The sequence below is a fragment of the Pseudomonas fragi genome (assembly GCF_900105835.1).
Lineage (GTDB): Bacteria > Pseudomonadota > Gammaproteobacteria > Pseudomonadales > Pseudomonadaceae > Aquipseudomonas > Aquipseudomonas fragi.
Genome location: NZ_LT629783.1, coordinates 728,931 through 749,505, shown reverse-complemented (window position 1 = coordinate 749,505; position 20,575 = coordinate 728,931). Strand labels below are relative to the sequence as shown.

Annotated in this window: 17 protein-coding genes; 11 read left to right on the top strand and 6 right to left on the bottom strand. The window is 60.3% G+C overall.

Annotation, left to right across the window (positions count from 1 at the left end):
- Nucleotides 1-128: 128 nt before the first annotated feature.
- The gene (locus tag BLU25_RS03315; RefSeq protein WP_371838203.1) at nt 129-1,097 is read right to left on the bottom strand and encodes a site-specific integrase; all 969 of its coding nucleotides are present in this window, start codon (nt 1,095-1,097) and stop codon (nt 129-131) included.
- A gap of 269 nt (nt 1,098-1,366) precedes the next feature.
- Here BLU25_RS03315 and BLU25_RS03310 point away from each other — a divergent pair, with 269 nt between their 5' ends.
- A complete protein-coding gene (locus BLU25_RS03310; RefSeq protein WP_016780960.1) occupies nt 1,367-1,843 on the top strand; it encodes a hemerythrin domain-containing protein in 477 nt (158 codons plus the stop codon).
- A 21-nt stretch (nt 1,844-1,864) separates the two neighbouring features.
- Here the strand turns inward: BLU25_RS03310 and BLU25_RS03305 are convergent, their stop codons facing one another.
- Entirely contained in the window at nt 1,865-2,503 is a 639-nt protein-coding gene (locus BLU25_RS03305; protein WP_016780959.1) for a LysE family translocator, read from the bottom strand.
- A gap of 129 nt (nt 2,504-2,632) precedes the next feature.
- Here BLU25_RS03305 and BLU25_RS03300 point away from each other — a divergent pair, with 129 nt between their 5' ends.
- Nucleotides 2,633-4,036: an aminotransferase-like domain-containing protein gene (locus BLU25_RS03300; RefSeq protein ID WP_083369521.1), complete on the top strand. Its 1,404-nt coding sequence runs from the start codon at nt 2,633-2,635 to the stop codon at nt 4,034-4,036.
- Here BLU25_RS03300 and BLU25_RS03295 read toward each other — a convergent pair.
- Together BLU25_RS03295 and BLU25_RS03290 are read right to left on the bottom strand one after the other, a co-directional pair.
- Nucleotides 4,023-4,658: a response regulator transcription factor gene (locus BLU25_RS03295; protein ID WP_016780957.1), complete on the bottom strand. Its 636-nt coding sequence runs from the start codon at nt 4,656-4,658 to the stop codon at nt 4,023-4,025. The two genes, BLU25_RS03300 and BLU25_RS03295, sit on opposite strands and share 14 nt — an antisense overlap.
- Nucleotides 4,659-4,660: 2 nt before the next feature.
- Nucleotides 4,661-6,466, bottom strand: coding sequence for a PAS domain-containing sensor histidine kinase (locus BLU25_RS03290; RefSeq protein ID WP_016780956.1), 1,806 nt, complete (start codon nt 6,464-6,466; stop codon nt 4,661-4,663).
- Between the two features lie 180 nt (nt 6,467-6,646).
- Between BLU25_RS03290 and BLU25_RS03285 the strand changes: the two genes are divergently transcribed.
- Both BLU25_RS03285 and BLU25_RS03280 read left to right on the top strand, forming a co-directional pair.
- Nucleotides 6,647-8,269 carry an acyl-CoA synthetase gene (locus BLU25_RS03285; RefSeq protein WP_020467788.1) on the top strand — a complete coding sequence of 541 codons (1,623 nt, stop codon included), beginning with the start codon at nt 6,647-6,649 and terminating at the stop codon, nt 8,267-8,269.
- A gap of 138 nt (nt 8,270-8,407) precedes the next feature.
- Nucleotides 8,408-10,180, top strand: a complete 1,773-nt coding sequence (locus BLU25_RS03280; RefSeq protein WP_016780954.1) for an acyl-CoA dehydrogenase C-terminal domain-containing protein — start codon at nt 8,408-8,410, stop codon at nt 10,178-10,180.
- A 66-nt stretch (nt 10,181-10,246) separates the two neighbouring features.
- On the opposite strand, the gene BLU25_RS03275 is transcribed toward BLU25_RS03280, so the two are convergent.
- Together BLU25_RS03275 and BLU25_RS03270 are read right to left on the bottom strand one after the other, a co-directional pair.
- On the bottom strand, nt 10,247-10,543 hold the full coding sequence (locus BLU25_RS03275; protein ID WP_083369520.1) for a putative quinol monooxygenase: 297 nt from the start codon (nt 10,541-10,543) through the stop codon (nt 10,247-10,249).
- A 26-nt stretch (nt 10,544-10,569) separates the two neighbouring features.
- Nucleotides 10,570-10,806 (bottom strand): YdcH family protein, encoded by a 237-nt coding sequence (locus BLU25_RS03270; RefSeq protein WP_016780952.1) that lies wholly within the window; start codon nt 10,804-10,806, stop codon nt 10,570-10,572.
- Nucleotides 10,807-11,348: 542 nt separating this feature from the next.
- On the opposite strand from BLU25_RS03270, the gene bcsE reads away from it, so the two are divergent.
- Genes bcsE through bcsB form a run of 7 tightly spaced genes read left to right on the top strand, consistent with a single transcriptional unit; the run spans nt 11,349 to nt 20,572 of the window.
- Nucleotides 11,349-12,896 carry a cellulose biosynthesis protein BcsE gene (gene bcsE, locus BLU25_RS03265; protein WP_029611414.1) on the top strand — a complete coding sequence of 516 codons (1,548 nt, stop codon included), beginning with the start codon at nt 11,349-11,351 and terminating at the stop codon, nt 12,894-12,896.
- The gene (gene bcsF / locus BLU25_RS03260; RefSeq protein ID WP_016780950.1) at nt 12,893-13,093 is read left to right on the top strand and encodes a cellulose biosynthesis protein BcsF; all 201 of its coding nucleotides are present in this window, start codon (nt 12,893-12,895) and stop codon (nt 13,091-13,093) included. Before bcsE ends, bcsF begins: the two co-directional genes overlap by 4 nt.
- Nucleotides 13,080-14,726 (top strand): cellulose biosynthesis protein BcsG, encoded by a 1,647-nt coding sequence (bcsG, locus tag BLU25_RS03255; RefSeq protein ID WP_016780949.1) that lies wholly within the window; start codon nt 13,080-13,082, stop codon nt 14,724-14,726. The genes bcsF and bcsG overlap by 14 nt, the downstream gene beginning before the upstream one ends.
- Nucleotides 14,696-14,932, top strand: coding sequence for a cellulose biosynthesis protein BcsR (gene bcsR, locus BLU25_RS03250; RefSeq protein ID WP_020467787.1), 237 nt, complete (start codon nt 14,696-14,698; stop codon nt 14,930-14,932). The genes bcsG and bcsR overlap by 31 nt, the downstream gene beginning before the upstream one ends.
- Complete coding sequence (gene bcsQ / locus BLU25_RS03245) at nt 14,929-15,651, top strand: cellulose biosynthesis protein BcsQ (protein ID WP_016780947.1); 723 nt, start codon at nt 14,929-14,931, stop codon at nt 15,649-15,651. Before bcsR ends, bcsQ begins: the two co-directional genes overlap by 4 nt.
- Complete coding sequence (gene bcsA / locus BLU25_RS03240; RefSeq protein ID WP_016780946.1) at nt 15,648-18,248, top strand: UDP-forming cellulose synthase catalytic subunit; 2,601 nt, start codon at nt 15,648-15,650, stop codon at nt 18,246-18,248. Before bcsQ ends, bcsA begins: the two co-directional genes overlap by 4 nt.
- On the top strand, nt 18,245-20,572 hold the full coding sequence (gene bcsB / locus BLU25_RS03235; protein WP_016780945.1) for a cellulose biosynthesis cyclic di-GMP-binding regulatory protein BcsB: 2,328 nt from the start codon (nt 18,245-18,247) through the stop codon (nt 20,570-20,572). The genes bcsA and bcsB overlap by 4 nt, the downstream gene beginning before the upstream one ends.
- Nucleotides 20,573-20,575 lie beyond the last annotated feature (3 nt).

Genomic DNA, 20,575 nt, shown 5'->3' with positions numbered 1-20,575 from the left:
ATTGTGGGAGCGGGCTTGCCCGCGATGCGGGCGCCTCGGTTTGTCTGAATGACCGCGGTGTACGCCATCGCGGGCAAGCCCGGCTCCCACACTGCGTCTGCTAATTCAGTGCCCCACCCCCACGAGGGTCACAACAAGAAACGGTCTGTCACATTGCGCCGCTCATTGTCATCACGCACGTCATAGCTGACCGTGGTAGCAATGTTGGCGTGGTGCGCCAGCTTTTGTGCGATCGACACGTCGTACTCTTCGATCACCCGGGTAATAAACGAACGACGAAAGTCGTGGGGCATGATGTCGACACCCACCTGCCTGCCCCGCTGCTTGGCAATGTAGTAAATGGCGTGTTTGGTCAGGCGGTCACGGGTGATGTGATTGCCACGTCGGATGCGATTGAACAGGAAGCTGTCATCCTCCACTCCATCTGGCAGATTGGCCCGGCGAAATGCCAGCCAGGCTTCAAGTTTTTCAAAGGCCCAGGCCGGGGCGAACTTGATCAGCTCCTTGTTGCCCTTGCCCAGCACCTGCAAGCTGCGCTGTTCTACATCGACCTGCCACAGGTCCATGTTCACCGACTCGGACTTGCGCATCCCCGAGCCATACAGAATCGCGATGATTGCCGCATCCCGCAGCCCCTGGGGACGCGGGTCTGCCGCACAGGCATCCATCAATTCGCGAATCAGGTTACGCCGCAGGTTACGCCCCTTGACCAGCCGCGAACCACCCCCCGCCTTGACGGCGCGGATCTTGAGCAAATGATCCTGGGTGATCAGGTTTTGTTGCCAGGCCTGGTTCATCACCCCGCGAATGGCATTGACGTACAGCGACGAGGTATTCGGCGCGTAGCCGTCCTCACGCAACGCTGCCACTAGCGCGGTGATATGCCCCGGTTGCAATTGATGCCAGGGGAATTCATCAATCGCCACATCTTCGGCGCCCAGGCGATCCGCCGCTTCCTGCAAGACATAGCGCATGGTCTGGCGGCTGGAGGGGGCAAGTCGCTGAAGGTAAAGCGCCACGGGGGGTTGCACCGGGTTTAACAGCGAGGGCGAAAGCGACGGCAGCGGGGAGTCAATCGTAGACAAAACCAATCTCATTACAGGCAGAAACAGTTCGCAATATACCCCATGCGCCGGGGATTTCCGCGTTTAGCGCATCAACGCCCACCCACTCGCGATTTGCATGGCCCGGTCATGGCATACATGCATTCTGCACGAATAAAAATGTCAGCCTTAAAACCTAACCAATTGATTTTTATTGATTTCATATCGTTCATTCAAGTTGGTACAGCTAATGCAACGTTCATCCCTGAGGGTCGCATGCAAAAAGGCCCATCCCTATCCGTGAAAGAGACAGGTGAGTGAATATGAATGCCATCGATTTGCTGTTGGAAGACCACAAGCGCGTCAAGGCCATCTTGAACCAGCTCAGTGATTCCACCGAGCGCGCCGTGAAAAAACGCACTGAACTGCTCAACAAGCTTGAAATGGAAATTACTATCCACACCCGCCTTGAAGAGGAAATCCTCTACCCGGTGTTCAAGAAAGCCGGTGGTAAAGAGCAAGCCGTCATGTACCACGAAGCGAAGGAAGAACACCGCACTGTGGACTCCCTGGTATTGCCTGACCTGAAGAAAACCGCCCCCGATTCTCTGGAGTTCTCCGGTCGGGCAAAGGTGGTCAAGGAGCTGCTCGAGCACCATATCGAAGAAGAGGAAACCGAGATGTTTCCCCAGGCCCGCAAGTTGCTTGGCAAGGCAGTGCTCGAGGAACTGGGCAAACAGATGGAGGCGATGAAAGCCGAGTACAAAAAATCCCTGAACAGCAAGCCTCTGGCGGCGTGATGGCGCCAGCGCCTGGCAGGGTCAGCTCTGGCTGAAACCTCGCGCCAGCATTACTGCAACCCCCAGTAACATGCAGGCTGTAGCCCGTTGCAACAACACCTGTCGCGACGGGCTTTGCAGCGCCCGGCGAATACGCTGGCCGAAGTAGCAGTACAGGCAACCGCTGGCGAACTGCAGCAGCAGAAAGGTCAGCCCCAGTACCAGCAAGTCCTGCGCGTGGGTGGCACTGCCCTGCCCGGCAAACTGCGGGAACACGGCACTGAACATGACGATGGTTTTCGGGTTGGAAAACCCGGTGAGCAAGCCTTTGCCAAAGCGCCCCCGCAAACCACTGTCCAGGGTGGCGGTACGCTCCAGCGCCAGCCCGCTGCTGTTCCATTGGCGCCAGGCCAGATACAGCAGGTAGGCAACCCCGATGTACTGCAGGGCGCGACTGATCAACGGATTACCCTTGATCAGCTCGGTAAAGCCCACGGCAAAAATCAGCATCGATACCAGATACGCTGCGCTGGCACCCAGCTGTACCGGCATTGACCGTTTCAAGCCTTCCTGCATGCCAAACCCCATCAGCAGCAGGGTCATGGGGCCGGGACTGAAGGTCATGGTGGCGCAGAACATCAGAAAATATAGAAATGAAGCGAGTGTCAGTTGCGTGGCCATTACCGTGGTTCAATCCAGTCAATTCGGTCGCGCAGTCTAGGCAGGCCCTGCCGAACATTGGCAGATCAAGCACCGGCAAACTTTACCGACCTTTACTGGTAGCATGACCGGCAAAGTACGAGGCCCTGCATGCACCTACCTACCGTTGTGTTCCAACCCGGCCTGTCCAAGGTCCAGCAGATTGTGAATGCCTTGAGCCAGGCTATCGATCAGGGCCAGCTTGGCCCCGGCAGCAAGTTGCCCTCTGCGCGTGAGATGACAGCGCACTGGGGGGTCAGCAAGTTCACCCTGATCGAGGCGCTGGATCGCCTGCGTGGGCAGGACAGGATCACATCCAGTCAGGGCCTGGGCTACTTTGTTGCAACGACCACGCCGCCAGCCAGGCGCGCCGTCGGCCTGGACCTGCTGCCACAAGACTTGAACAGCGTCTTGCGCCGCTCCCTGACCGGTGCCAGCGGGGCCCTGCGACCCGGTAGCGGGCATTTGCCGGAGAACTGGCTGGACGCCAGCGCCCTGCGCACCAACCTGCGTCAGCTCAGCCGCTCGCCGGCCTTGCGCCTGACCGGCTATGGCGACCCGGCGGGCTATCTGCCGCTGCGTCAGGCCTTGCAGCAAAAGCTCCTGGGCCAGGGCCTGGATGTGGGGGTCGAACAGATCATCACCACGGCCAATACCGTGCTTGCTCTGGACATGCTGTTACGCCTGCATTTACGCCCCGGCGATACGGTGCTGCTGGACACGCCCTGCTACTTCAATTTTCACGCCAATCTGGCCTTGCACGGCGTCAACGTGGTGACTCTGGCCCGCACTGCCCAAGGGCTGGACCTGCATAATCTGGAAGCACTGTTGATCCAGCACCGCCCCGCGCTCTACCTGACCACCGGGCTGCTGCATAACCCCACCGGGCACTCCTTCACACCCGGCCAGGCCTACGGGCTGCTGGAACTGGCCAAGCGCTATGGCTGCTCGATTATCGAGGACGATCTCTACGGTGACTTGCACCCTGAGCCGCCACCCCGGCTGGTAGCGCTGGCAGGCGTTGAGCAAGTGACTTATCTGAGCGGTTTTTCGAAAACCCTCAGTGCCAACCTGCGCGTCAGCTTTGTCGTGGCACCGCCGCAGCGGGCCGCCGAGCTGACCCAGATGAAACTGATCTGTGGCGGGATTACGTCGGAGATGCTCGAACAGGTGGTGTGTTCGATGCTCACTGACGGCACCTATCACAAACATCGCAAGCGCGTGGTGCAAGGCCTGCAGACCAGTGGCGCACGGGTGTCGAGCTGGCTGCAGGGCCTGGGCTTCACCCTGGATGTGCCTTATACCGGCGGCATGTTTATCTGGGCCACATTACCTGCCGGGCTGGATGCCGAAACATTGGCGCAGCAGGGGCTTGCCCGTGGCCTGGTACTGGCGCCGGGGATCCTGTTCGGCCTCGATCCCCATTTACGCAACTGCATGCGCTTCAACGTTGCCCACACTGACACCCCAGCCGTCATGGCAGGCGTCGAGGCGCTACTGGCTAACGCAACCTGAGTGGATCAACCAGTCCGGCAGCAATGGCCATGCCCACCAGATCAGGCAAGTGCTGGGCCTGCATGCGTTTCATCACCCGGGAGCGGTACAGATCGATGGTCTTGACACTGACCCCCAACAACAGCGCAATTTCCCGGGTGGTGTAACCCTTGACCAAGGGCATCAATACATCGCGCTCGCGGGGGGTCAGGCTGTGCAGGCGGGCGTCAAGTTCAGTCTGATCCTGGCTGGCCGTGTGCTGCGTACTGCCACCGCTCAGGGCTTGCTGCACGCTGTCGAGCAGTAACTGCTGGTTGTAGGGCTTTTCGATAAAGTCATAAGCCCCCGCCTTGAAGGCCCGCACCACGATGGGCACATCGGCATGCCCGCTGACAAAGATCACTGGCATCTTGACCCCGCGTGCTTGCAGCGCCTGCTGCACATTCAGGCCGCCCATGCCCGGCATGCGCACATCCAGCACCACACAGGCACTGAGCGCCGGGTCGCAAGCGTCCAGAAAGGCCTGCCCGCTGGTGAACGCCAGCGCATTGAGGCCCACGGACTCCAGCAGCCAGACAGTCGAATCGAGCATGCCCTGATCGTCATCCACCACATACACCACTGAGCGGGTCGGGGTTGTCATCGTTATTCTCTTGTTGGGTTGAGTGAAGCCATCACGGGCAGGCAGCAGCACATCAGCAAGCCGCTGGCTTGTGGTCGGGCATTGAGTTCACCGCCAAAGCCTTCAACGATGCTGCGGCTCATCGACAAGCCCAGGCCGAGGCCATCGGCCTTGCTGGTGTAAAACGGCGTGAACAAGTGCTCAAGCTGCCCGGCGCTGACCCCGGGGCCCTGATCCTGCACGCTGATTTGCAGGGTGACGGCGTCAAGGGCTTGAGCCTGCAGGAGGATCCGTGAAGGCTGGCCCGGCAGTTGTTCGTTATTGGCGTCTATAGCATTACGCAGCAAGTTGAGCAGCACCTGCTCCAGCAACACCCGGTCGGCGTAGACCCGTGGCAGGGAGCCGGGTAATTGCAGTTCAATGGTGACATGCCGTTCCCCGGCCTCCCAGGCACACAGACTGACGGCCTGGCGTGCCACCTCACTGATATCCAGCGCTTGCAGGTTACGCCGTCCCTTGCGCAAAAAGCCGCGCAGGCGCTTGATCACTTGCGAGGCGTGATTGGCATGCAGATTGATCCGCTCCAGCCCTTGGGCTACGCGCTCGACCGCCGCAGGATTACTGCCCAGGGTTTGCAAGTAACGTTGGCTGGCATTGGCGTAATTGACCACGGCCGCCAACGGCTGATTGATTTCGTGGGCAATCCCGGAAGCCAGCTCACCCAAGGTCACCAACCGCGCTGTATGGGCCATTTCATCCTGGTGATGGCGCTGCTGGGCTTCGCGTAATTCGCGTTCGCGCATATCCCTGGCCATCAGTGAGAAAAACCGCTCTCCCGCAGTCGAACGATGGGCCAGCAGCAGTAACGACACCGGCACCGAAGGCTCGCCATTCATGGGCAGCAAGCGGGTTTCGAGACTCCACAGGCCTTGCTCCTCGGCACTGCGCCAGCCACTGCTCTCCAGGGTGGCCAGGACTTGCGCGCTGAAAAAATCGGCCAATGCCGGCATGCCCTGTGCGGGCAGCAAGCCCAGCAGGCTGCGTGCTGCCGGGTTGAGATACGACACCCCGCCAGCCGGGTCGATAAACAGCACCGGATCCGGGTTGGCCTCGACCACATCCGCCAGCCGCCGCTTGTTCTCTTCAGCTTGGATACGCGCGGTGATATCCCGAGATACGCTGATCACCTCGACCACCGCCCCGGTATAGGTTTCGCGTATTGCCCGGCTGGCTGTTTCAAACCACAGGTAGTGCCCCGCCTGATGGCGAATGCGGTACGTCATGGTGTGATAGCCGTCCAGTTGCAAGGCATCACGGGCCTGACGCAGCGCCAGCTTCATGTCATGGCCGTGGAACAGGCGCTGGGCCAGGGTCCCGCGCAGGGTTTCGGGCCAGTAACCGAGCAAGGTCCAGGACGCGGGCGAGGCATCCAGAAAACGCCCGTCAGGGGTATGGCGCGAAATCAGGTCTGTGGTGTTTTCGGTAATCAACCGGTACAGGCGCCGGGCCTTGGCCGCCTCACGCCCGGCCAGCAGCTCGCCACTCGCTTCACGCCCGCGAGCCACCACGCATTGGCTGTCGGGGTCGGGGATCAGGGTCCAGAGCCACACCTGCTGACCGCATTGCGCCTCTACCTGCTCGATTGCCCGGTTCTGCCCGAGGCAGGCACGCACCAGCTCCGGCAAATTGCCGGGCAGTAACGCACGGGCGTGATCCAGCGCCTTGCCGCCCAGTAAACGGCTCAGCGCAGGGTTTACCATACGCGGCGAGCCGTCTGCGTCGAGCACTGCAGTGGGTTGTGGGTCATGCGTGAGCAGTGCAAGCGACATTCGGTATCCAGGCGTTTGGGCAAGGTTTTTTCATATAGTACAAGCACTATAGTGCTTAGGTATTACTTCCATATCAAACACTGAGTGAGCTATAAGTCAGACCGGACATAAAACTGACCCGCTCGCCACCGGCAGAGCAGGCAGCCATAGAGCTAACAATCAGCCACCGGAATGACCTTCATGTCGATTTTTGAGCACGGCCTTGAGCCGACTGCCGTAAACCATATTGCCCTGTCCCCGCTGAGCTTTATTGAGCGCACGGCCAGCGTCTACCCTGATTACCCTGCCGTGATTCATGGTTCCATTCGCCGCACCTGGGCACAGACCTACAGCCGTTGCCGCCGCCTGGCCTGTGCCCTGGCCGGACGCGGGATTGGCCAGGGCGACACGGTGGCGGTGATGCTGCCTAATATCCCGGCCATGCTCGAAGCCCACTTTGCCGTACCCATGATCGGTGCGGTGCTCAATGCCCTCAATGTGCGCCTCGATGCCGAAGCCATCGCCTTTATGCTCGCCCACGGCGAAGCTAAGGTACTGATTGCCGACCGTGAATTCCATGATGTGGTGCATGCCGCCGTGGCCATGCTCGATCACCCGCCGCTGATCATCGATGTGGATGACCCCGAGTACGGTGAAGGCCTACCGGTGAGCCAGCTGGACTATGAAGCGCTGCTGGGTGAAGGCGACCCCGACTATGACTGGCAATGGCCCGCAGATGAGTGGCAGGCCATTGCCCTGAACTACACCTCCGGTACCACCGGCAACCCCAAGGGTGTGGTGTATCACCATCGCGGTGCTTACCTCAATTCCCTGGGCAACCAGATGGTCTGGGCCATCGGCAATCACCCGGTGTATCTGTGGACCTTGCCGATGTTCCACTGCAACGGCTGGTGCTACCCGTGGATTATCACGGCGCTGGCCGGTGTGCATGTGTTCCTGCGCCGGGTTGACCCGCAAAAAATCCTCACACTGATCCGCGAGCACCAGGTCACCCACCTGTGCGGTGCGCCGATTGTGCTCAATGCCCTGGTCAATATGCCCGAGTCCGCCAAGGCCGCCATCGACCACCCGGTGCATGCGATGGTCGCAGGCGCGGCGCCGCCGGCCAAGGTGATTGGTGCGGTAGAGGAAATGGGTATCAAGGTCACCCATGTGTATGGCCTGACCGAGGTCTATGGCCCGGTGACCATCTGCGCCTGGCATGCCAAGTGGGATGAGCAGCCTCTGGCCGAACGCGCACAGATCAAATCCCGCCAGGGTGTGCGCTACCCGACGCTGGAAGGCGTGATGGTGGCCGACCCGAAAACCCTGCAGCCCACCCCGCGCGACGGCGAAACCATGGGCGAGATATTCATGCGCGGCAACACGGTAATGAAGGGTTACCTGAAGAACCCCAGTGCCACGGCCGAAGCCTTCGAAGGCGGCTGGTTCCATACCGGGGACCTGGCCGTATGCCACCCGGACGGTTATGTGGAAATTCGCGACCGGCTCAAGGACATCATCATTTCCGGTGGCGAGAACATTTCCACCATTGAGGTCGAGGGCGTCCTCTATCGCCACCCCGGCGTGATGGAAGCGGCCGTGGTGGCGCGGCCCTGCGAAAAATGGGGCGAAACCCCCTGTGCCTTTATCACCCTCAAGGCCGACCACCAGCAGGTGCGCGAGGCCGAAATCATCGCTTTTTGCCGCGATCACCTGGCCGGGTTCAAAGTGCCGCGCACCGTGGTGTTTACCCTGTTGCCCAAGACCTCCACGGGCAAGATCCAGAAGTTCGTGCTGCGAGATATGGCCAAAGCGCTGTAACTGCCCCCTATAGACCCACTGTGGGAGCGAGCTTGCTCGCGAAGGTATCGCCTCGGTTACCCAGACAGACCGCGGCGCCCAAATCGCGAGCAAGCTCGCTCCCACAGGATGCCTGCCGCTGTAACAACGAGGTTTCTCATGCCTGAATTCAACGCTCCCCTGCGCGATATGCGCTTTGTCCTGCACGAAGTTTTCGAGGCCCCGGCACTGTGGGCCCGGCTGCCGGCACTTGCCGATCATGTGGATGCCGATACCGCCGACGCCATTCTCGAAGAAGCCGCCAAGGTCACCGGCCAACTGATCGCCCCGCTCAACCGCAGCGGCGACGAGCAAGGCGCGCAGTGGCATGCCGGCAAGGTCACCACTCCCGAAGGTTTCAAGGCGGCCTACCACACCTATATCGAAGGTGGCTGGGTCGGTCTGTCGGGCAATCCCGAGTTCGGCGGCATGGGCATGCCGAAAATGCTCGCTGTGCAATTTGAAGAAATGCTCTACGGTGCCAACTCAAGCTTTGCCCTGTATTCAGCGCTAACTAGCGGTGCTTGCCTGGCCATCGACGCCCATGCCAGCGAAGAGCTTAAAAGCCGCTACCTGCCGCCCCTGTATGAAGGCCGCTGGGCCGGTTCCATGTGCCTGACCGAGGCGCATTCCGGCACTGACCTGGGAATTATCCGTACCCGTGCCGAGCCGCAGGCGGACGGCTGTTTCAATATCACTGGCAGCAAGATTTTCATCACCGGAGGTGATCAGGACCTGACCGCCAACATCATCCACCTGGTGCTGGCCAAACTGCCGGATGCGCCACCCGGGCCACGCGGTATCTCACTGTTCCTGGTGCCCAAGGTGCTGGTCAATGACGATGGCTCGCTCGGCCAGAACAATGCCGTGAACTGCGGCTCCATCGAGCACAAGATGGGGATCAAGGCCTCGGCCACCTGCGTGATCAATTTTGACGGTGCCCGGGGCTGGCTGATTGGTGAGGCCAATAAAGGCCTGGCCGCGATGTTTACCATGATGAATTACGAACGCCTGTCGATCGGTATCCAGGGTATCGGCTGCGCCGAGGCCTCCTATCAGAATGCACGCAGCTACGCCCGCGAACGCCTGCAAGGTCGCGCCGCCACCGGGGCGGTGGCAACTGACAAAGTCGCCGACCCGATTATCGTGCATGCCGATGTACGGCGCATGTTGCTCAGCATCAAGGCCATGACCGAAGGGGGCCGGGCCTTTGCCAGTTATGTGGGCCAGCAACTGGATCTGGCCAAGTTCTCGACCGAGCCACAGGAACAACAGCACGCCGCGGCGCTGGTGGCCTTGCTCACCCCTGTGGCCAAGGCCTTTTTTACCGATACCGGGTTTGACAGTTGTGTGCTGGGCCAGCAGGTGTTCGGTGGCCACGGCTATATCCGCGAATGGGGCCAGGAACAACTGGTGCGCGATGTGCGCATTGCGCAGATCTATGAAGGCACCAACGGCATTCAGGCTCTGGATTTGCTGGGCCGAAAAGTCATCGCCAATGGCGGTGAGAGCCTGCGCCTGTTTACCGGGCAAATCCGTGAGTTCGCCAGCCAGCCCGGCAAACCTTACGCCAGCGAACTGCTGGACGCCGTAGCGCGTCTTGAACAGGTCAGCGACTGGTTGCAGGTGCGGGCCAAGGCCAACCCCAACGAAACGGGTGCTGCCTGCGTCGAGTACCTGCACCTGTTCGGTTATGTGGCATATGCCTGGCTATGGGCACGCATGGCCGATGTGGCGCAGCGCTCGCACAGCACCGACCCCGGATTTTATGGCGCCAAGCTGGCCACCGCACAGTTCTACTTCAGTCGCCTGTTGCCCCGCACCTTGAGCCTGGAGCAAGGGATACGGGCTGGCAGCGAATCACTGTTCGAACTGGACGCCAGCCACTTTTAAACCCGCCCATAAAAAACGGCGGCCCGTTCAGGGCCGCCGCAGGCTGTTGCACTTGGGAACCGTGGCTTAAACGCTCACTTCGTCCAGCAGCAACACTTCGCGATGCGCCAGAAGATCACCCACGGCCTGGGCCATTGCCTGGTAGTGCGGGGTGGTTTTGTGATGTTCAATGGCCTCCATGTCGGCCCAACCTTCAATAAACACAAAGCGCTCGGGGTCGGTACGATCCACGTGCAAGTCATAGAAGCGGCAGCCCGGCTCGGCTCGCGAACCTTCGACACAGGCGCGCAGGGCCTGCTCGACGGTTTTGCCCTGGCCTGGCTTGGCACGCAATGTGGCAACAATTTTGATGATTTGGGACATATCGACTTCCTGCAGCTTGCGGTGACTTAGGCGCTCAAGATTTGCGCAATCTTATCCTTGATCTGCAACCGCTGCTCCTTGAGCGCGCGCAATGCATCATCCGGTACGCCGATGGCATCGTTGGCTTCTGCTTCAACGACTTCGGCATCTTTTTCGCCGTACTGGACAAACAACTGATTCAGATGCGGGTTTTCGCTGCGAAACTTGCTGACGGCCTCTTTAGTGAGCCCCAAGTCCTGTAACAAGTCGTGCTTGACTGGCATATCTGCACCTCATGGATAGTTCAGTGGCGGGGTCAGGTTCTGAGGGCGAACCTGATCAAAACTGCTCAGTTCACTATGAACACCCGTAAGCAATAGCACGCAATGGGTTTATCAGAAAGCCAGGCGTGTACTTTCCTGCTCCTGCCGGCGGTTTTCTCATGGGTTTTACAGGTCCGACACCTGGGGCCAAGTGCCCGGCCCTTTTGCGTCGCCCTCTCCCGCCTGCGTGCCAATTTAATGACTAGTATCGAGCTGGTGCTATTTTTTTGACATTTATTCGCTGAATGCCATGTGTTTGGCAATTTTCCGGTGATAAGCTGCGCACTTTCTTACATGCATTCTAGTGTAGTACTACGCTTGTTCTAGATGATGCAGACCGCACAGTACAAGAATAAACAGCCGGGACGTGAAGGGTTAGATGTTGACAGTCATTCTATTGGCGCCCTAAAAGGTTAAACCTGAGGGCGGCAAAGAGTGATTGTTTATTCATGACAGCACCCAAACGCCTTACGACAAGCTTTACCCAGGGGGGGACGTTACGCTTGGTTCATATCAGTTTGGCCATAGGCGGATTGCCGGATCAACACATCGTGTTGCGCGCAGGCGGCTTGTATTGGGTCACGGTCGACCACTGTGCTGATGCAAAACTGCTTGCCCGGCAATTTCTTGAATCCATACCCGCCAGCGTGCCGGCCACGCTGATTGCCAGCAGCGGTTGCGTGCAAGATCTGGTCAGCGAGATGGCTCCGGATCGCGGGCCGGAAAAACTCAAGTTGTTCGAGATCGCGCCACGCGTCATCGAGCCCGGGTTGGCCACCTTGACCCGCGACTTTGCCCGTGCCGGCGTCGCCCCCTCCAGCCAGATCCTGTTGTTCCTGCCTGCAAGCAGCTGGGCCGAAACCACCACGGCCGCGCAACTGCAACGCTGGGTCGAGCGCATGCGCGCCTGGTTGCAGGAGCGCAATGCAACCTTGCTGGTGATCATCCACGACGAAGCGGCGCTGTTGCACGCGCAGTTGTTGCAAATCAATCAGACGCTCAGCGGCTTAAGCCGCTTGTATCGCTATAACGGTGACCTGCGCTATCAGTTGCACTTTTGGCACAGTGACCTGGGGGTTTCTGCCGGCCAGGAATTCAAGCTGTCGGACCAGGGCGCCACCTTGCGCCTGATCCCGCAATCCGAGGTCGACACCCAACCGCGGGTGGCCGACGATCAGCACGTCTACCTGGCCGAACGCGCCGTGCTGGAAGGCGCGCCGTCAATGTCCAAGCATTGGTACCTGTTCGAAAACCGTGATGCATTGCTCGAAGCGGCTCAGTCCGCCAGCGCCGCGACCGTGATTGTGGGCATCGACAACAGCTACCAGTTACTTGAGCTTGCCCAGCAGTTGCACGATTTGCGCGAGCATTGCGGCCCGCAATTGAAGATCGTGATGCGTGAAATGGAGCCCTCGGTGCGTTACCGCGATGAACGCCTGCTGCTGGCGTGCGGGGCCAACCTGATCGTGCCCGACGGCACCCTGCTCTCACGCTTCCTGAGCATGATCGAAAGCATCCAGGGCCAGCGCTGGCAGTACACCCAGAACATTGATTTCAAGACACTCCTTGAACGCCAGCGGCCACCGCAAATTCGCGGGCTGGTAAGCCCCCGTGAGTTCTTCGAAGCGGTGGCGCAGATCTACCGGGACAGCTCGGGCGAAGTGACCCACCAGTTAATGAAGTTCGAACCGATGCCTGGCATCAGCGAAGAACTGTTCCTCAATCAGATGTGCCTGCGCCGCTTCGGCGATTTTGCCTGCCTGCTGGACGGTGAGCTGTATCTGTTTCTGTTTGCCTGCCGCGCTGACGGCCTGGAACCGGCGCTGGGCAATGTGTGCCGCCTGCCCTGGCGCGACATGTTCAGCCAGCGGCGCATGCTCAGCGGCTTGTCCGATCTGCCGGCCGAGGCCTTTATGAAAGCAGGCGCCGTGCCTGCACACCTGCATATCCCCGTCGAGACCCATGCCACGCAGGCGGTATCGGCTACGGGCGAACGTGCGCCGTTAAACCCGCAAAGATTCATCCTGCCTATCAGTGAGCCACAGTCATGACGTTCCTTGAGCTACTCGATGTCATTGCATTGACCTGTGTGGTGACCGTGCTGCTGACGCTGTTCTGGCAGCGCATGCGCCTGTACTTGAAAAATCATTTCGAGCAGTACCTGTCACCCCGCTATTTGAAATCGTGTGGCGTTCGCCGTCGCATGCCAGCCAGCCCTGCTCAGAGAACGCCTGATGAGTCTGTTTAAGTCCGACGCACCGGCGCAAAAAGTTGCCGGATCCTGGAGCGGCCTGGGCGCCTGGAACCTGTATTTCCTGGCCAAGTTCCTGCTGGCCTGGACGGGCCATCTGAATATCCAGATTTTGCCCAACCTGATCTTTGCTGCCGTGTTGCTGATCCCGATCGCCAGCCCGGCGCTGCGCCGCCTGCGCACCTTGATTGCCATCCCGGTGGCCGTGGCCCTGCTGTATCAGGACACCTGGTTCCCGCCCTTCAGCCGCCTGCTGGCACAACCGGGTGTGCTGAACTTTTCGTTCGACTATATCGTCGAGCTGCTGGGGCGGTTTATCGACTGGCAAGTGTGCGCCCTGTTGCTGCTGTTGTTTGTCGCCTATCTGTTCCTTAACCAGTGGCTGCGCCTGACCACCCTCACCCTGCTGGGTTTTGCCTGGCTGGGCATGGGCAATCTGCAATGGCTGTTGCCACCTTCCGTGCAACCGCAAATGGCCGGCACGCAGACTGCCACGGGCGGGCCAGCTACCAGCGTGGGCGAGCCGGACGATGCAACGCTCAATGGCTACCTGGAGAAGTTCTATCTCAACGAATCCACGCGCAAGGTCGAGTTCAAGGAGCCGGCCGTCAAGCCGCCGCCGTTCGATCTGCTGGTAATCAATATCTGCTCGATGGCCTGGGATGACCTGGATGCCGTGGGCCTGCGTGACAATCCATTGTTCAGCCAGATGGATGTGATCTTCGACAACTTCAACTCGGCCACGGCCTACAGCGGCCCGGCAGCGATTCGTTTGCTGCGCGCCAGTTGCGGCCAGACGTCCCATACGCAGCTGTACAAGCAACCGGCCGACCAGTGCCTGTTGTTCGATGACTTGCGCAAGCTGGGCTTTGCCAATGAACTGATGCTCAACCACACCGGCGAATTCGACGGCTTCCTGCAGGAAGTGCGCGAACAGGGCCAGTTGCCGCCCCCTGCCCTGGGAGTGGTGCCCGCCGGGCTGCCACGCACCTATGTCGGTTTTGACGGTTCACCGATCTGGCGCGACCGGGATGTATTGAGCAAGTGGTGGCAACACCGCATGGCTGAAGACACACCCAATATGGCGTTGTTCTACAACACCACCAGCCTGCACGACGGCAACCGCCAGGTGCAGTCCGACGGCGGCACCCAGGCGGCGGACTACCGCAGCCGGGCACAGGTCCTGCTCGACGACCTTAATGCCTTCCTTAAAGAGCTGGAAAAAAGCGGCCGTCGCGTGGTGGTTGCCATCGTGCCCGAACACGGCGCAGCGCTGCACGGTGACCGCATGCAGATCGCCGGCATGCGCGAAATCCCCAGTGACTCCATCACCCATGTACCGGTGGGCATCAAGCTGATCAATATGGGCGACAACGCGCAAACCCAGCCGATTCATGTCAGCGAGCCAAGCAGCTACCTGGCCGTGGCAGAGATCATTGCCCGCCTGTATGCCGACCCGGCGCTGAGCAATGGGCAGACCGTGGACTGGTCGAAACTGCTGACCGATCTGCCCAAAACCCCGAAAGTCTCGGAAAACTCAGGGACCGTGGTACTCGATTACAACGGCAAACCCTATGTGCGAATCAAGGAGAACGGCGGATGGCTGCCTTACCCACAGCGGTTCAAATAAGCGCCGATATCCTTTCGCGCAAAGAGCGGGCCGATGATATTGCCCGGCTTAAATCCATGATGGAGCTGCACGCTCTGGAATATGTCGATGTGTCGGCACATATGGAGCTGTTGCAGGCCTTCGAGCGCTGGCCGTTGCTGGCTTATCTTGAGGCGCAGTACAAGCAGCCCCTGGATCTGGCCAAAGACCCGGAGCAAACCCCATGATCGCCATGAGTTTGCGTGGTGTTCGAGGTGGCGTGGGCACCAGCTCCACGGTGGCGGCCCTGGGCCATGCGCTGCATGCGCTGGGGCAGAAAGTGCTGCTGGTGGATATGTGCCCGGAGAACTCCCTGGGCCTGCACTTCAATATGGACCTTGCCCCCCGCGAAGGCTGGGCACGAGCGACCCTGGACCAGCAATCCTGGCACGAACATGCCTGGGTGGTGGAACCAGGCCTGTGCGTGCTGCCCTATGGGCAATTGAAGCCCAGCGAAGTGTTTGCCCTCGATGCCCTGCTGATCGAGCAGCCCAAACTCTGGACCCAGCGCAAGGCTGCGCTGGCGAACGGCTTCGACTGGATTATCTTCGACTTGCCACAACGCTTGCCTGGCCATATGAGCAACCCGCACTGCAGCCTCGCGATGATGGTAATCAACGCGGACGCGGCCTGCCATGTGCTGTTGCAACCGCAACTGGCGCAGACCCCGCTGTTTCTGGTCAATCGCTTCGATGCCGCCAGCCAGTTGCAACGCGATCTGCTGCTGATCTGGCAACAGCGTTACGCCCACGCCCTGGTACCCGTCAACCTGCATGCCGATGAAGCGATGGGCGAAGCCCTGGCCAGAAGCGAGCCTGCCGGGCGTTATGCGCCCGCCAGCCTGATAGCCCTGGATATCATCAGCCTGGCCAGTTGGTGCCTGCTGCGCGGCAGGAGGCTCGAATGATCAGGCACTGGTTCCCCTATACACGCTTGCGCCGTGAGCAGAACTGCACCCGTTTTACCGCCTTCACCCTGGCCTTGATTCAAGCGCTGGGCTGGATGTTTTTGCGCCTGGAATCGCCCCGCTGGCAAGCCTTGCGGGCACAGCATCGGCGCCTGTATCCGCACCTGGCCGACAAGCCCTCGACCATTGGTGACCCGCTGCGCTACACGGTGCAAACCCTGTGGCTGCTGCTGGTGCGCACGCCCAACCAGAACCAGATCGGCCGCCAACGCTTTCGCCAGCGTACAGCCAGCTTCTTCTCGGCCTTGCTGATGATCGTGCAACGGCCGTGGAACCTGCTGTCCAATGCCTTTGCCCATTTGCCCACCACCCTCAGCCCGCAAGTGACCAAAGGCTCGCACTGGTGGGACAACATTCACTGGCCGCTGCGCAAGGGCCTGTATATCGCCATGGGCGTGCTGGCCCTGGCGCTGATTGTGCTGTGCATTACCGAACCCTTCGGTTTCCTCGCGCAACTGGTGTTTGTGGTGTTGCTGTGGATGCTGGCGATGCTGGTGCGGCGCATGCCGGGGCGCTTCCCGACCCTGTTGCTGATCGTGTTGTCGGTCATCGTGTCGTGCCGTTATCTGTGGTGGCGCTACACCTCGACCCTGAACTGGAACGACACGTTCGACCTGGTTTGCGGCCTGACCTTGTTGGTGGCTGAAACCTACACCTGGCTGATCCTGCTGCTGGGGTATGTGCAAACCTCATGGCCGCTCAATCGCAAACCGGCCCAACTGCCGGCAGACACCAGCCAGTGGCCGGTGGTCGACCTGCTGATTCCCACCTACAACGAAGAGTTGTCCGTAACCCGTGGCACGGTGTATGCGGCGCTGGGCATCGACTGGCCTAAAGACAAGCTGCGCATCCATTTGCTCGATGACGGCAACCGTCCAAGCTTCAAGACGTTTGCCGAGGAAGTGGGCATCAACTACATCGCCCGCACCGACAACCGTCACGCCAAGGCAGGTAACCTCAACCATGCGCTGAAATTGCTCGACGGCGATCTGGTGGCGATTTTTGACTGCGACCACATGCCCGCCCGCTCCTTCCTGCAACTGACCGTGGGCTGGTTTCTGCGTGACCCGAAACTGGCGCTGGTGCAAACCCCGCACCACTTCCTTTCGCCGGACCCTTTCGAGCGTAACCTGGGCACTTTCCGTAACCGTCCCAATGAAGGCGAGCTGTTCTACGGCCTGATCCAGGACGGCAACGACATGTGGAACGCAGCGTTCTTCTGCGGCTCTTGCGCCATTTTGCGGCGTACCGCGATTGACTCGATTGGCGGTTTTGCGGTGGAAACCGTGACCGAAGATGCCCACACCGCCCTGCGCCTGCACCGGAATGGCTGGACTTCGGCCTATCTGCGCATTCCGCAGGCAGCAGGGCTGGCGACCGAGAGCCTGTCGGCGCATATCGGCCAGCGCATCCGCTGGGCGCGGGGCATGGTGCAGATTTTCCGCACCGACAACCCGCTGCTGGGCAAGGGCCTGACGATCTTCCAGCGTATCTGCTACACCAACGCCATGATGCACTTTCTGGTGGGGCTGCCGCGGCTGGTGTTCCTCACCGCGCCCCTGGCCTTTCTGTTCTTTCACGCCTATATCATCTACGCCCCGGCCGTGATGATCCTGCTCTACGTGTTGCCGCACATGATCCACGCCAGCCTGACCAACTCGCGGATGCAAGGCGCCTATCGCCAGACCTTCTGGGGCGAAGTGTATGAAACCGTACTGGCCTGGTATATCGCCCGGCCCACCACGGTGGCCTTGTTCAGCCCGTCACGGGGCAAGTTCAACGTCACCGCCAAGGGCGGCATGATGGAAGAAAACCAGTTCGACTGGCAGACCGCCAAGCCGTACCTGATTTTGTCAGTGCTGAACGTGCTCGGCCTGGGCTTTGCCGTCTGGCGCCTGTTCTATGGCCCCCGGGATGAAATCTTCACCGTGATCGTCAGCGTGCTGTGGGTCATCTACAACCTGCTGATCATCGGTGCCGCGGTGGCGGTGGCCGCCGAGGTGCGCCAGGTACGCAACACCCACCGCGTACTCGCGCGCTTGCCGGGGGCGGTGAAACTGGCTGACGGGCACAGCTACCCCTGTGAACTGGTGGACTACTCCGACGGCGGCGTCGGCCTGCAATTGAGCCAGGCCCTGCAACTGCCGGTCGGCAGCCCGGTGTCGCTGATTCTGCAACGCGGCAATCGCGAGTTTGTGTTCACCGGCACCCTGACCCGGGCCAACGAGCGCTTTATCGGCTTGAGCTTTGCCCAGTTGCCGGCTGAAGAAAAGATTGCCTTTGTGCAATGCACCTTTGGCCGCGCCGATGCATGGCTTGATCACAACAGCGGATTTGAAGCCGACAAGCCGATCCAGAGCCTCAAGGAAATCCTGGCCCTGGGCATCAAGGGCTATTACCGCTTGTATGAATACCTGCCGGCGTGGATCCGCGTATTGGCAAAACCCTTTTTGCACATCTTTCAGTGGCTGGGCAGCTTCCTGCCGCGCATGCCCACCTCCACCCCTCTTACTTCCCGGCCAGTGAGCAGATCATGAGTCGTATAACCAAAAAAACTATATTCGCCAGCCTTGCGCTGATGACCTTTGCCTCACAGCTGATGTCGGCCACCCTGCCTTTACCAGGGAGTTCGCCGGTGGCCGAAACGCTACCCAAGCCTGCGTTCGCCCAAACCGATCAGGTGCTGCCAAGCTGGCCGGTGACCTATACCTTTGAGCAACTGGGGCGCCCCGGCGATTCATTGCTGCTGGGTATCAACAGCGCCGACCAGGTGGAATTCGGCATGCGTCGCGACCGCATTGCCAGCGACGCCAGCCTGCAGCTGGAATACACGCCTTCGCCTTCGCTGATCCCGACGGTTTCCCATATCCGGGTCTACCTTAACGATGTGCTGATGGGCGTGCTGCCGATCGAGAAGGACCAGCTGGGGCGTAAAACCACGCAAAAGATGGCCCTTGATCCGCGACTGATTTCGGACTTCAACCGCGTGCGCCTGGAGTTTGTCGGCCATTACACCGAATTCTGCGAAGACCCGGCCAACAGCACCCTGTGGGTCAATATCAGCCGTGGCAGCAGCATCACCCTGCAAGAGCAGGCGCTGAGCCTGCAAAACGACCTGGCGTTTTTCCCGCTGCCGTTTTTCGACCCGCGTAACAGCGGCAAGCTGGAACTGCCGTTTGTCTTCGCTGCCAACCCGACCCTGGGCGAGCAGAAAGCCGCTGCGATCCTGGCCTCCTACTTCGGTAGCCAGTCCAACTGGCGCGGGGCCAATTTCCCGGTAGTGTTCGATACCCTGCCCAACGTGCAGGACAAGGACGCCGTCCAGCCCACTGTAGTATTTGCCACCAACGATCACCGCCCTGCGTTCATGAGCGATCTGGAGAAATTCCCGGCCGTGACTGCGCCGGTAGTGGAGATGATCAACCACCCGGATGCGCCTTACAGCAAAATCCTGCTGGTCATGGGCCGCAACGAAGAAGACCTGGCCACGGCCGCCAAGGCCCTGGCCCTGGGCGGCAACCTGCTGCGCGGTTCGCGCGTGACCATCGACAAGGTCCAGGAGCTGCAGCCACGCAAACCCTACGATGCACCGGCCTGGATGCGTACCGACCGCCCGGTTCGTTTTGCCGAACTGGTCAGTTACCCGCAACAACTGCAAGTCAGCGGGCTGGTGCCACGCGCCATCACCCTGGACGTCAACCTGCCGCCTGACCTGTTTGTCTGGCGCAACCAGGGCATCCCGCTGCGCACCCAGTACCGCTACACCGCACCGTCGGCCAATGATGATTCGCGCCTGAATATCAGCCTCAACGACCAGTTCCTCACCAGCCTGCCGTTGCTGCGCAAAGACACCAGCAACCTGGAAGAACTGCGCCTGGCGGTCCTGTCCAATGACTCGGCCAACGTCAACGACAAGCTGATCGTGCCTTCGCTGAAAATTGGCGACCGTAACCGCCTGCGCTTTGACTTCAACTTTGCCAGCACCATGGGCAGTTCGCAGAAAGATCGCTGCCAGACCATCCTGCCGGCCAATACCCAGGCAATTATCGATGAAGACTCCACCATCGATATGTCCGGCTACTACCACTACATCAGCATGCCCGACCTCAAGGCCTTTGCCCGCAGTGGTTTCCCGTTCAGCCGCATGGCCGACATGTCTGAATCCATCGTGGTCGTCCCCAAAGACACCACGCCGACGCAAATCAGCACCCTGCTGGAAACCGTGGCCAGCATTTCTGCACGCTCCGGCTACCCGGCTTTCGGCCTGCGCCTGACCGATGACTGGCAAGCAGCCTCCAAGGCCGATGCCGACCTGCTGGTACTGGGACAAATGGCGCCTGACCTGCGTGACAACCCGGACTTGAGCGTGCTGCTGCAACGTCAGCGCGACATGCTGGTTCAACCTCATGGCACCAGCGGGATTGACGCCAACAACCGTCGCACGCCGTCAACCGACGCGCGCAACGTGCCTGCCAACAAAGTGGAAGTCACCGCCCAGGCGCCGATTGCCGCTATCTTGGGCATGCAGTCGCCCACCCATAACCAGCGCAGTGTCGTGGCACTGCTGGCCAATGATGATGCGGACTACAACCTGCTGCGCGAAGTCCTGTCCGACAGCGGCAAGCTGGATGCCGTGGCGGGCTCGGCGGCCCTGATCCGCAGCAGCGGTGTGTACAGCCAACTGGTCGGTGATCAGTACTTTGTCGGTAACCTGCCGTGGTACCTGCTGCTGTGGTACCAACTGTCCGAGCACCCGGTACTGCTCACCGTACTGGCCGTGATCAGCGTTCTGCTCAGCGCCTTCCTGCTGTGGCGTGCCCTGAGCTGGGCAGCCAACCGTCGTCTGAACAAGCATGACTAAGGC